We start from the raw sequence: 12,690 nt of genomic DNA on the forward strand, positions 1-12,690 counted from the left end.
ATCGGCGCGCGCCAATTGCTCCATCGCCAGGGAACACTAAACTAAGCCCGACCGGGGCCATGATGGTCTACGGTCTGAAAGCCACCGCTCCATCGATCACCCCATATGATGGACGGGGATTACATCCATACGCACTCCATCCCGTGCGTATGCCAACTGCCTGTCAGCCTGCCGAAGGCTATCTCGAGCGGTCCACTTCAGAACCTTCGGCAGGCGACTCTTGGATGGCGCCTTGAATGTGCCCTATGCGCACGCTGGCTAATCGTTTCATCACGGGATCACCATCAAAGCAGCAGTTCCAAGGCCTTGCCAAGTGCAGCCGGTTCTGTCAGTTCCTGCCGACTGGCCAGGAAAATCCGACAGATGGGAATTATCGATAAAACATTTAAAAGGTCTGCGTTGCCGACGCCCGCCACGCGCGAGCTCTGCCTGGATCGGCTTGCCCCGGCCAGCAATACCGACACCTGGATCACGTTGAAACTTGCCCGCCTGGCTGCCGCTTACTGCGCTCTGGCTTCTTATCCGCTAATATACAGCCAAACCTCGTCCGTCATGCCCTGGCAAGGGTGAGGAGAAAGATGACGCTCGGCGACGTGCGAACAAAAAGAGGGACGTACTTCATTCTGATCCAAGTGGCCGAGGTGTCGCGTTATGCGCGACGTCAGATGAAATAAGGAGGAGAGCATGACGGAAAACAGCGCCCAGCCATTCTCCTTCCGATTCCACGGTTCGTCTTTCGACAATATGGTGGAAACCCTCGGCGGCGCTTTCGGCGCGTTTGATGCCGAGCCTGTCGGCCGCGCCAAGGACTTTCATTGGGGATTGGATTTTTCAGTGGCCGAGAGCGCCGTCCTGCTGACGGGCTATCATGAGGCGGAGTTCCAATTCAACATCGAGCCGACTGTCAGCACGGCGGAGTATCTGTCGCTCGTCGTGCCGCGCCGTGGCGGCATGGGAGTCACCTATGGGACGCGCAAGGCCGAGGCCGGGCAAGGCAAGCTGCTTCTCTACAATAATTTTGAACCCGACAGCGTTCTCATGCACGGGCAAGGCAATGTCATCGACGAACTGCTGATCAACTGGCCCGTCATCCTCCAGACGATCGGCCAGACGTTCGAAATACCGTTCAGCGGCTCGCTCGACCTTCTGCCCGAACTGGATCTGTCGACGCCGGCCGGACGGACGATCGGCAACCTCACCGAAACGATCATTTCAGGGATGCGCGACGACGGTCCCCTGCTGCAGTCGCCGATCGCTATGGCTCACATGACCCAGGCGCTCGCCGATCTCGTCGTGCGCATGGTGCCACACCGGCTGTCGCATTTCCTTGACAAAGGCGCCGCCCTTATCGCTCCGAGGCATGTGCGCAGAGCGATCGAGTTCATGCAGGCCAATATCGATCAGCCGATCACCATGCCAAAGGTGGCGGAAGCGGCCGGCGTCTCCTGCAGAGCCCTCGAAACCGGTTTTCGCGCATTCAAGGGAACATCCCCCGCCGCTTATCTGCTGACGCTTCGTCTGCGCGCCGCACGGCAGGATCTAATCGATCCCGAGTGCACGGAGACGATGAAGGCCACCTGCCTCAAATGGGGATTCTTTCATTTCGGCCGCTTTTCTGCGGTCTACAAGGCGACCTATGGCGAATACCCGTCCGAAACGAGAAAGCGCATGAGCCGCCGGTAACTTGCAGCTGAAGCGCACCGCAATCTTTCAGCTTCGCTCTTTGCGCTTTCGGTTTTTAGGGCTTAGCCAATCGGTAGTGCACTCGCATTGTCCTCGGATCCCGATTGACGACTTGAAGCATATCATCACGCTCCGCCAGCGCGCTGAGGTCCCGCAACACAAGGGCATGCGCGATCCCCAGCATGCGCGCAAAGGAGCGGCTGTCGGACGCGATCCCGAGCTCGGCAGCGACGAGCAGACCGGCCTGCAAGGAGGTCAGTCGGAGGTCCCTATCCTGCGCCGCAGCGACAAGGGCAAGAAAACGGTCGGCGCCGATAGCCTCGTTGCTCACGCGGCGTCTCGCTTGCGCAAGGAAACCATGATCGATTTCGAGGTCGGCGTATCGCTTTCCTCGCCGGCGCTGCCAAGCGGCACGAGCACGTTCAGTTCAGGGTAATAGCCGGCAATGCTGCCCCGCGGAATATCATAGGGCACGAAGCGGAAATCCCGCGCGATACGCTCGATACCGTCATCGTGCTCGCCGATCACGTCGACACGGTCACCGGCCTCGGCATTCATCGCCTTCAGATCCGCCGGATGAATGAAGATGACCTGCCGCTCTCCGTAGACACCGCGATATCGGTCATCGAGACCGTAGACAGTCGTATTGTATTGGTCGTGCGACCGGAACGTCTGCAGAGCGAAACGCCCCTCGCCTCTTCGCGCACGCTGATGCACGGTCTCCTCTGGAAGCGCCGGGCAAGAAAATGATGCCCTGCCTGCCGGCGTCTGCCACTCCCGATGGGCGGCCGAGTTGCGCAGATGGAAACCGCGCGGCTTGCGCAGGCGGGCATTGTAGTTTTCAAAGCCGGGAATGGTCGCCGCGATATGGTCGCGGATGCGGTCGTAGTCGTTGGCGAGTTCCGCCCAGTCGACCACGGAGGAGCCGACCGTCGCCTGCGCAATACCGGCAATGATGGCGACTTCCGAGAGGAGATGCGGCGAGGCCGGCCGGTTGATGCCGGCGGATCCATGCACCATGCTCATCGAATCTTCGACACTGACGAGCTGGCCACTGCCGGCAGCGTTCAGGTCCATCTCGGTGCGGCCGAGGCAGGGCAGAATGAAGGACGCCTCGCCGGGCATCAGATGCGAATGGTTCGGCTTGGTGGCGATGTGCACCGTCAGTTTCAGCCGCCGCAGCGCCTTTTCGACCAGCGCGCTGTCGGGCGTGGCGCGGGCGAAATTGCCGCCAAGGCCGATGAAAGCTTCGGCCGAGCCATCAAGCATCGCCCCGATTGCGGCAAGGACATTGTGGCCATGGTTGCGGGGGACGGCAAAGCCGAAATGTTTCTCCAGCGCATCGAGGAAATCGTCCGACGGCTTTTCGTTGATGCCGACGGTGCGGTCGCCCTGCACATTGGAATGGCCGCGAACCGGGCAGAGGCCGGCGCCCGGCTTGCCGATATTGCCGCGCAGGAACATGAAGTTGGCGATCTCGCGGATCGTCGCCACCGAATGCAGATGCTGGGTCACACCCATCGCCCAGGTGCAGATGACCCGCTCAGCCCTGATATAGACCTCGGCCGCCCGTTCGATCTCCTCGCGGCTCAGTCCTGACTGGTCCTCGATATCTGCCCAGGCCGTCGCCTCGACCGCGGCCCGGTATTGCGCAAAACCGGCGCAATGGTCGGCCAGGAACGCATGATCGAGAACCGGCGGCAGACCGGCGGCAATCGCAGCGTCTTCCGCGGCCAGCACCGCCTTTGCCATTCCACGCACCGCGGCCATATCGCCACCGAGCTGCGGCTGCAGATAAAGGCTGGCAATGTCGGTCGAGCCGCCGCGCAGCATCTCGATCTTGTCCTGCGGATCGGAGAAACGCTCCAGCCCGCGCTCGCGGACCGGATTGAAGACGACGATCCGCGCGCCGCGCATCGCCGCCCGGCGCAGGTCGCCGAGCATTCGGGGGTGGTTGGTGCCGGGGTTCTGGCCGATCACGAAGATCGCATCCGCCTCCTCGAAGTCCTCCAGAAGCACGGTGCCCTTGCCGACGCCGACCGCCTGGTTCAAGGCGATTCCGCTTGCCTCGTGACACATGTTGGAGCAATCGGGAAAATTGTTGGTGCCGTAGATGCGCACGAACAACTGATAGAGGAAGGCAGCCTCGTTGCTGGCGCGGCCGGACGTATAGAACTCCGCCCTATTAGGATTATCGAGGCCCTTCAGAATGCTGCCGACCTCGGCAAAAGCATCCTCCCACGCCACCGGCAGGTAACGGTCGCTCGCAGCATCGTAACGCATCGGATGCGTGAGGCGGCCGTTGAGTTCCAGTTCGTAATCCGACAGCCGGCGAAGCTCAGAGACCGTGCTCGCCGCGAAGAAGGCGGGTGTCGCCCGCTTTTCCGTGGCCTCCCATGCGACAGCCTTAACGCCGTTCTCACAGAATTCGAACGACGATCCGTGTTCCGGATCGCCCCAGGCGCAGCCCGGGCAATCGAAGCCGTCCGGCTGGTTCGCCTTCAGCATCGTCCGCGCCCCCGAGACCGGCATGCCGCTTTGCAGCAATTGTTTGCCGCAGCTTTTCAGAGCGCCCCAGCCGCCGGCTGCCGCCGATTTCTTCCCAATGAATTTTGTGTCCATGCGCCCTGTATTGATGAAGGGCGCTAAACATCAAGGGCGTACGAATGATGACTCGATAGAAGAAACCTATCGAGAGAGCTGAAGCGCGTGCTTCTAACCGGTTTCCTTCAGTGCATGCCCGTTCTCGCGGGAATGCGCCAGAATACGGTTGCGACCTTGCGTCTTGGCCTCATAGAGCGCGGCGTCGGCCTCTGCCAAAAGCCGGTTCGGGCTGGTCCGCAGGGTCGCGCCTGTGGCGCAGGATATGCCGATGCTGGCGGTGACCCGCCCGAATTCGCTGCCGGAATGAATGATATTCTCCTGGGCTAGGCGACGCGCGAATTGTTCGGCGACGATCATCGCTCCCTTGGCGCTGGTGTCGGGAAGAAACACGGCGAATTCCTCTCCGCCATAGCGCGCGACGATGTCCGCCGGCCGACTGACGGACTGGCGCAGACACTTGCTGACGACGCGCAGGCATTGGTCGCCGGCGGGATGGCCATAGGTATCGTTATAGGCTTTGAAGCGGTCGATATCGACCATCAGCAGGCTGAATGGCGTATTTTTCCTGGCGCTGCCCGCCGTCTCACGTGCGAAGGCCTCGTCGAAAGCGCGGCGATTGACAATACCGGTGAGCCCGTCGGTCTCGGCAAGATTCTTCAATTGCTCCGCCGACAGCCTCAGCGCGATCTCCGCCTGTTTCGTCGCCGTGATGTCCGAGACGACGGCCATCGCCGTGCCATCTCCGGCAATCCTTGTGCGGATGCTGCGCCAATCACCGTTGTGAAGCTGAATTTCCTCATCCTTATTGCTGTGCAGGGAAGCGGCTGCGGTCTTGATCCACTCTTCCGCATTACCCTCTGCGATAGCGGGCCGCTCGCCGGTTTCGACGACGCGGCGCAGGATGTCGCTGATATGCGCGCCAACGACACGGGCAGCCCCGGAGAGCGGAAAGGCGTCACGGTATTGATCGTTGCAAAAGAGGAGAAAGCCTTTGCTGTCATACATGGCGATGCCGTCCGACATGTTCGCCATCGCATGCGACAGCAGCTTCTTGCTTTCGCGCAGCTCCCGCTCCAGCGCTGTGCGCTCCGTTACGTCACGCGTTACGCCCGCAAGACCGATGATCCGTCCCTGCTTGTCCCGCACCGGCACCTTGGAAGCAAGCAGGAAGCGGCCTTCGATCCGCTCGTTGGAGTCGATCAGCGGCGTCCCTGTCTCCATCACCTGCTGCTCGAGATGATACAATTCCTCAGCGAGCGGCTGCGACATCAGATTGAAATCCGACAATCCGGTCATCTCCGCAGTCGTTCTGAAACGGAAGAGGCGCGTCATGTTTTCATTGACGGTAATGAACCGGCTGTTTCGGTCCTTCACGTAGAGATAGTCCGGCGATTGCGAAAATGCCGTGACCAGGATGCTTCGTTCGAGTTCCCATTGCTGCGTCTTCAGGAGCACAAAGCCACCGATCACGGTCGCCAGACAATTCAGGGCCGTCAGGGGAAAGCCCACTCCGGCCAGAACATGGGCGGTCACGAGAGTGGGAAGCAGGGCCATCGCTGCAACCAGTATCGCGCCAAGGGCAAGGCCCAGCAGAACAACATCCGTGAAGCCAGGAGATCTCTTGCGGGTCCAGAAATGGCCGGCCACGCCGATGCCGGTTGCGAATGCAATTGTGATAATCCCGTCGACCATCGCCGTGCCGCCGACAGCAAAGCGAAAGACGATCGCCAGCGACGCAGCAAAAGCCGCCGCAATCGGCCCCCCGAACATACCGGCCAATGCAAGCGGCGAAAAACGCAGGTCGATATAGATGCCAGGATGGAATTCGATCGCAAGCAGTATGGATCCGATGGAGGCGCCGCCAGCTATTATCCCGAAGGCGATCTTCTCCTGCCTGAAGGAACGGCGCTGAAACTGGATCGAAAAGAGCGCCCAGAGCGACATCGCCAGAGACACGAAGGATAGGTTGCCACCAAATTGCGTCCAGATGCCATTCACCGCGTTGGGTCCACCTTCCAAACCATGTAACAACCCTGTCATACGACAATAGTGGTTTGGGCTTCGTTAAATCGGGCAGCTGGATGCCCTATTCACCGGCTGATGCACCAGATATCACGCTCCTCTACGGATCCTTGCTGGGTTGGCGCCCTTGCCCCGGGCCATCGCAGGCCAAGGTTCCTCGTTTTAGCTCCGATTCCACCCGGAAGCGTTATTGGTTAGACTGCAGTGTCGAGCACGAGCGGCAAACGAATATGGGATGCGGATAGCTGACATGAAGACGCGACATTGGGACCGCAGGGGAGACGGCGGGCTTACCTTTACCGAACTCGGGTTCGGCACCGCACCACTCGGCAATCTTTATCGGGCGATAACAGATGAGGAGGCGGCAGCGGTTTTAGATGCGGCCTGGCAACACGGCATCCGCTACTTCGACACCGCGCCGCTCTACGGGCTTGGCCTCGCCGAGAGGCGGGTTGGCCGCTTCCTGGCAACGAAGCAGCGTAAAGACTACGTCGTGTCGACAAAAGTCGGCAGGCTCCTCAAGGTCTGCCAACCCGAACAGCGGACCGGCATCGGCAAATTCTTCGATACGCCCAGTCGCCGAGAGGTTTTTGACTACAGCTACGATGGCGTCATGCGATCTTTCGAAGCGTCCTTCGAGCGCACCGGGCTCAACAGCTTCGATATTCTGTTCGTGCACGACCTGGATGTCTTCAATCACGGCACCAAGGCGGCCTGCGACCATTATCTCGAGCAATTCATGAGCGGTGGCTATCAGGCCATGACCTCACTCCGCGACCAAGGAGTGGTGAAGGCCATCGGCGGCGGAATAAACGAGTGGGAGATGTGTCAGGCGCTTGCCGAGCGTGGCGACTTCGACCTGTTTTTGCTTGCCGGACGCTACACTCTGCTCGAGCAGGAGGCGTTGGAAACCTTTCTTCCCATGTGCGTCGCCCGCAATATCGGCATCGTGCTCGGCGGGCCATATAATTCCGGCATATTGGCGACAGGCCCGGTCGCCGGCGCGCAATATAATTACTCTGACGCCCCGTCACACATCCTCGACAAAGTCCGGCGCATCGAGCACGTCTGCCTGAAATACAATGTCGCTCTCTCAGACGCGGCTCTCAACTTTCCGTTCTTTCATCCGGCTGTCGTTTCCGTCATCCCGGGTGGCCAGTCGATTGACCAGGTGGCGTCAAACGACCGCGCGCGGAACAGACCTATCCCTCGCGAACTGTGGGAGGACTTGAAATCGCTTGGCTTGATGCGAGGTGATGCGCCCATAGATGAAAAATCGAGTAGTAGGGCGTGCTGACATACCTAATGGGAAAGAGCCCGATCACGTCCTCGGCCAAACCCAGTCATGGCGCGCTGCGGTTGCGCATTCGGATCTGTCGGCGACGCGGCCATGCCGAACGTCGATCTTTGCGACTGTACACAACGTTAGGGCCGAGACGGAACCAATCGCTGCGCCTGCGTATTCGATCGGAGTGAGCTTTGAAGCTTAACGGATTGGCCAATGACCTTGCACATCAAACGAATCTACGAGCCGAAAGAAGACCGGGACGGTACGCGTATTCTGGTCGACAGGCTGTGGCCGCGCGGCTTGAAGAAGCAGGAAGCGGCCGTTGACGTCTGGCTGAAGGACATCGCGCCGAGCCCGGCGCTGCGCCGATGGTTCGGCCATGACCCCGCCAAATGGAACGAATTTCAACGCCGCTACCGGGACGAGCTCAAAAAGAACTCATCAGCCGTAGAGGAGCTCGAACGCCGGATCGGGCAATCGGATGCCACGCTTCTCTATGCGGCGAAAGACCAAGCCTACAATCATGCGATCGTGCTTCAGCGTTTCATCGGCGAAGACTGAAGCGGCCGGCAATCACTTCCTGCTTCGAAATTTCTCGGGAACCTTTTCGAGCGATCTGCATCCAATGCTCGCTTCCATCCGACATAAGGAGACAGATCATGTTGAAACGAATTCTCGGCGCAACCTTCATCGCGGCGTCGCTCGGCACCGCCTCGATCGCCGCCGACGCCAAGCCGACCGATCCTCAGATCGCCCACATCGCCTATACGGCGGGGCAGATCGATGTCACCGCCGCCGAGCAAGCGTTGAAGAAGAGCAAGAACGCCGAGGTCATCGAATTCGCCAAAACCATGGAGCGCGACCACAAGGCCGTCAACAACCAGGCGCTCGCCCTCGTCAAGAAGCTGAAAGTGACGCCTGAGGACAACAAGATCAGCCAGTCGCTCTCGGCCCAGGCGAGCAAGGAACTGAAGACGCTTGACGCCCTCGACGGCGCTGCCTTCGACAAGGCCTATGTCGAAAACGAAGTCGCTTATCACAAGTCGGTCAACGATGCCCTTGCCAAGGTGCTGATCCCGTCGGCTCAGAACAAGGAGCTGAAATCGCTGCTGGAAACGGGCCTGACCCTGTTCAAGCAACACCAGACGCATGCCGAGCATCTCGCTTCGATGATCAAGTAGGGTCGCGATGGGATCGCTGATGAAATTGCTGCCGCTGTTGTTGGTGCTGCTCTGGGCAGGCAGCGGGGTCGCTTCAGCGGCGGAATATCAGGTCACCATCGCAGGCATGAAATTCGGCGCGCCGCCTGCCGAGCTGCATGTCGGCGATGTGATCGTCTGGCGAAACAATGATATATTCCGGCATACGGCGACGGCTCGCGACAAGAGCTTCGATGTCGACCTGCCGCCGAAATCGGAGGCGCGGATGACGGTCGGCCGGACGGGAGCGGTCGATTTCTATTGCCGCTTTCATCCCGCCATGACGGGCAAACTGGACGTCCGGCCGTAAGGCCGGGCTCCGAATGCGGAGATTTGCATGACAGCCATTGCGGTTCCGGTCGCGCGACGCCGGCAGAATATATCAGCACTCGCCGATTCCGAGCTCGTGTCCCTTGCAAAGCAGGGTGACGAGCCCGCCATCCGCGCCATTGTCCAACGTCACAACCAGCGCCTGTTCCGCACCGCGCGCGCCATCATCCGCAGCGATTGGGAAGCCGAAGACGTCGTGCAGGCCGCCTATGTCAAGGCCTTCACCAATCTGGCGACATTCCGCGGCGAGGCCGCGCTTTCGACATGGCTGACCCGGATAACGCTAAACGAGGCGCTGGGCCGCGTGCGCGCACGAAAGAACACCACCGGGCTTGAGGAAATCGACATGCAGACGACATCGGGGGGCGGCGAAGTCCTCCCGTTTCCTTCCTCGCTCTCCGCAACCGATCCGGAAAGTGAGCTGTCGCGAAGCCAGGCGCGGCATCTTCTCGAACAGGCCGTCGACGACCTTCCGGACGAATTTCGCGCCATCTTCGTGCTTCGCGAGGTCGAGGGCATGAGCACGGAGGAGGCCGCATCCTTTCTCGGCATCAAACCCGAAACCGCCAAGACCCGGCTGCATCGGGCGCGCAAGCTGATGCGCCAATCGATCGAGAAACAGCTCTCCGGCGCATTCTCGGCGCTGTTCCCCTTCGACGGCGCCCGCTGTGCCTCCATGGGCGACCGCGTCATCGCAACCCTTCGTCAGACAGCGTGATATCGGGCAATAGCACGCGCGTGCTTCGACGCGGCAGGTGAGAGACGGGCTCGCTCACCCGCGAGGCCACATCTCGCTCGCGCTGGAGCCGCCGACCGGAGAGCGCAGTCTGAGAGCGATGATATCCGCTTTCGGCACTGCCTTGCTGTAAAGGAACCCTTGCGCCGAGCCGCATCCGTTTGCGGCGAGAAAGGCAGCCTGCTCGGCGGTCTCGACCCCTTCCGCCACGACATTCTGGCCGAGACAGCGCGCGATCGAGAGGATCGCCTTCACCAGTTCCTCATTGCGCCTGTCGGCGCTGTTGATGAAGGACCGGTCGATCTTCAGTGTGTCGATCGGAAAGCGCGCCAGATAGTTCAGCGCCGAATAGCCGGTGCCGAAATCGTCGATGGCGATCGAAAATCCCATGCTGCGAAGTTCAGAGAGCGTTTGCAGTCTCGTCCTTCTGATCGAGGAGAAGGCTTTCGGTGATTTCGATTTCGATCCATTCGGCGCGGCAACCGGTCTCTCCGAGAATCTCGGCGATCGACTTTACCAATCCGGCGAATTGGAATTGTTTGCCCGACAAGTTGACCGCCACCTTGTGCGGCGCCTGGCTGCCGGCATTCAATTCGACCGCGGTCTGGCAGGCTTCGCCCAGCACCCATCGCCCAAGCTCGACGATCAGGCCTGTATCCTCTGCGACCGGAATGAAACGGTCGGGAGGGATCATCCCCATCTCGGCGTGACGCCATCTTAGCAAGGCTTCGGATCCGACCATCGCGCCGCTGTCCAGAAGCACCTTCGGCTGGTAGTGCAGTTCCAGCTCTTCGCGCTCGATCGCTCGCCGCAATTCCGATTCCAGCCGCATGCGTTCCTCGGCATTCGCCGTCAGGTCCTTGGAATAGAAGCGAAAATTATTTCGCCCCGAACGCTTGGCGAGATACATCGCCGAATCGGCGTATTTCACCAGGTCATTGGCGTCGGCGCTGTCAGCAGGATAGAGCGCGATGCCGACACTGCAGGAAATGAAAACCTCCTTGCCATCCAGCAGGAAGCCATCCTTGAACTTCTCGAGAATGTTGCTGGCGATGCGGCCGAGATCGTCGCCTTGCCTGAGATCGGGCAGCAAGATGGCAAACTCGTCGCCGCCCAGACGGGCGACAGTGTCGTAATCGCGCACGCTCGCATTGAGGCGCGCGGCGGCCTGACAGAGCAGATCGTCGCCGACGGGATGGCCCATCGTGTCGTTGATCACCTTGAAATGATCGATGTCGATCAGTATCACGCCTGCCCGCTGGCCCCGCGATCCGGCCGAGGTGATCATCTGCCGCAGCCGATCGTTGAACAGCGACCGGTTCGGCAGCGAGGTCAGGGGGTCATAGAAGGCCATCTGGTGGATCTTCTGGCGCGAGGCATTCAGCTCCGTCACATCCCGCGCCACCCCAAGAACCCCGACGACCTCTCCCGCCGCATCCATGACCGGCACCTTGCGTGTTTCAAGAAGAATGGATTGGCCATTCTCCTGCGAAACCACCCACTCCTCATCGCTGAAGATGCACTCGCCAGCCTTGATCGCCGCCTTGTCCGATTCCAGAAAAAATCGAGCCCTTTCGATACCGAACAGATCGAAATCCGTCTTTCCGACAACCTCGGCTTCCGTCAATCCGGTCAGCCGCTCGAAGGTGTGGTTGCACAGGATATAGAATCCATCCATGTCCTTGACCCAGATCATGTCGGGCATGGTTTGAAGCACGCTGAGCAGCTGCGTCCGCACGGAATTGATGGCGTCTTCAGCCCGTCTTCGCTCAGTGATATCTCGCGAGAATGCCAGGAGCGTGGTGGCAGTGGTCGGATCGGCGCTCGGTCGTCTCGCCACGGAAAGCTCGAACCACCGCGTTTCGCCGCTCGGCAGGGCGATGCAGATGCATCGGCCGTAGGCAACTCCCTCCTGGCCGGCCGTGCGAAGAGCCTCCATCGCGATAGCTGCCTGCTCCGGCGCAAGAATCTCGTTGACTGTCTTGCCGAGCAGCATCTCCTTCTGCTGGGCCAGCAGTTCCGGGTTTCTTGTCCAGACCTGGAGATAGCGGCCGTCCTCATCCACCTCGAACAGAACATCCGGGATGGCGGTGAGGATACCTTCCGCGAATTCGAGCGCCTTCCTGAGCTCCTGCTCCGCCTGCTTGTGCTCGGTAATATCGACAAGGGCGCCGATCAGGCCGGCCGGAGCACCGTTTTCCCCTGGCAACACGGCCTTGTTGAAAACGACGTCCCGTACCGCACCGTTCGCGGTGAGCATCTTTCGTTCGGAGTGCTGGGCTACGCCTCTCTCGCGGGGCGCCGCGTTATCGACGAAATGGAGTTCAGGCAGATGGTTCGAAGTTAGATCGAAATCGGTTTTCCCGATGATCTCTTCACGTCGGTAGCCGGAAAAATCTTCGAATGCCTTGTTGCAGCCGAGATAGTGGCCTTGCGGGTTCTTGTAAAAAAGCGGAAGCGGAAATGGCCCCAGCAAAGCGTCGAGAAGCGCTTTCCGGTCGATTGCGACGTCCTGATGTTGCATTCCTTTTCCCTCGCCCTCTCCATCTTGCATAAGAAGAGTGGGCTGCCGAGGCGACTGGAACGAGGACTTCGTCATGCGTTTACTCACCATGAGTAACAACCGGATATCTCATCCACCGGCTGAGTTTTCTTCCAAGAAAGCCGCCCAAGTCATTTGAGGGGCGAGGATCCGCTACATCAAGCACGTCGCTCGACCCGGAACACTGCGGTCAGAAAATTAAGAGATCGCTCCGTCTGTGGCGGCGCTGCAATTTTCGGCGCGCGATACGGATCGTCCGCGCGCAAAGTGGATAGTCTCGTCTGCA

Annotated in this window: 10 protein-coding genes and 1 pseudogene; 7 read left to right on the plus strand and 4 right to left on the minus strand. The window is 60.1% G+C overall.

The window, feature by feature from the left end:
- Nucleotides 1-363: 363 nt before the first annotated feature.
- Both FHT70_RS01510 and FHT70_RS01515 read left to right on the plus strand, forming a co-directional pair.
- Nucleotides 364-570 (plus strand): hypothetical protein, encoded by a 207-nt coding sequence (locus FHT70_RS01510; RefSeq protein WP_183698434.1) that lies wholly within the window; start codon nucleotides 364-366, stop codon nucleotides 568-570.
- 114 nt (nucleotides 571-684) lie between these two features.
- Nucleotides 685-1,683, plus strand: a complete 999-nt coding sequence (locus FHT70_RS01515) for an AraC family transcriptional regulator (RefSeq protein ID WP_183698435.1) — start codon at nucleotides 685-687, stop codon at nucleotides 1,681-1,683.
- 55 nt (nucleotides 1,684-1,738) lie between these two features.
- Here the strand turns inward: FHT70_RS01515 and FHT70_RS01520 are convergent, their stop codons facing one another.
- The 3 genes from FHT70_RS01520 to FHT70_RS01530 form a co-directional block, all read right to left on the minus strand.
- A complete protein-coding gene (locus FHT70_RS01520) occupies nucleotides 1,739-2,014 on the minus strand; it encodes a hypothetical protein (protein ID WP_097601205.1) in 276 nt (91 codons plus the stop codon).
- A complete protein-coding gene (locus FHT70_RS01525) occupies nucleotides 2,011-4,305 on the minus strand; it encodes an FdhF/YdeP family oxidoreductase (protein ID WP_183698436.1) in 2,295 nt (764 codons plus the stop codon). The genes FHT70_RS01520 and FHT70_RS01525 overlap by 4 nt, the downstream gene beginning before the upstream one ends.
- A gap of 93 nt (nucleotides 4,306-4,398) precedes the next feature.
- The gene (locus FHT70_RS01530; protein ID WP_183698437.1) at nucleotides 4,399-6,327 is read right to left on the minus strand and encodes a diguanylate cyclase; all 1,929 of its coding nucleotides are present in this window, start codon (nucleotides 6,325-6,327) and stop codon (nucleotides 4,399-4,401) included.
- A 232-nt stretch (nucleotides 6,328-6,559) separates the two neighbouring features.
- Here FHT70_RS01530 and FHT70_RS01535 point away from each other — a divergent pair, with 232 nt between their 5' ends.
- The 5 genes from FHT70_RS01535 (at nucleotide 6,560) to FHT70_RS01555 (ending at nucleotide 9,844) form a co-directional block, all read left to right on the plus strand.
- On the plus strand, nucleotides 6,560-7,606 hold the full coding sequence (locus tag FHT70_RS01535; RefSeq protein ID WP_183698438.1) for an aldo/keto reductase: 1,047 nt from the start codon (nucleotides 6,560-6,562) through the stop codon (nucleotides 7,604-7,606).
- Nucleotides 7,607-7,810: 204 nt separating this feature from the next.
- Nucleotides 7,811-8,158 carry a DUF488 domain-containing protein gene (locus tag FHT70_RS01540; RefSeq protein WP_183698439.1) on the plus strand — a complete coding sequence of 116 codons (348 nt, stop codon included), beginning with the start codon at nucleotides 7,811-7,813 and terminating at the stop codon, nucleotides 8,156-8,158.
- Between the two features lie 98 nt (nucleotides 8,159-8,256).
- Nucleotides 8,257-8,778, plus strand: coding sequence for a DUF4142 domain-containing protein (locus FHT70_RS01545; RefSeq protein WP_183698440.1), 522 nt, complete (start codon nucleotides 8,257-8,259; stop codon nucleotides 8,776-8,778).
- A gap of 7 nt (nucleotides 8,779-8,785) precedes the next feature.
- Nucleotides 8,786-9,106 (plus strand): cupredoxin family copper-binding protein, encoded by a 321-nt coding sequence (locus FHT70_RS01550; RefSeq protein WP_183698441.1) that lies wholly within the window; start codon nucleotides 8,786-8,788, stop codon nucleotides 9,104-9,106.
- Nucleotides 9,107-9,133: 27 nt separating this feature from the next.
- Nucleotides 9,134-9,844, plus strand: a complete 711-nt coding sequence (locus FHT70_RS01555) for an RNA polymerase sigma factor (protein WP_183698442.1) — start codon at nucleotides 9,134-9,136, stop codon at nucleotides 9,842-9,844.
- A 54-nt stretch (nucleotides 9,845-9,898) separates the two neighbouring features.
- On the opposite strand, the pseudogene FHT70_RS01560 reads toward FHT70_RS01555, so the two are convergent.
- Nucleotides 9,899-12,416 (minus strand): annotated as a pseudogene (locus FHT70_RS01560) (EAL domain-containing protein).
- Nucleotides 12,417-12,690: the final 274 nt, after the last annotated feature.

The organism is Rhizobium sp. BK049 (assembly GCF_014193135.1).
GTDB lineage: Bacteria > Pseudomonadota > Alphaproteobacteria > Rhizobiales > Rhizobiaceae > Rhizobium.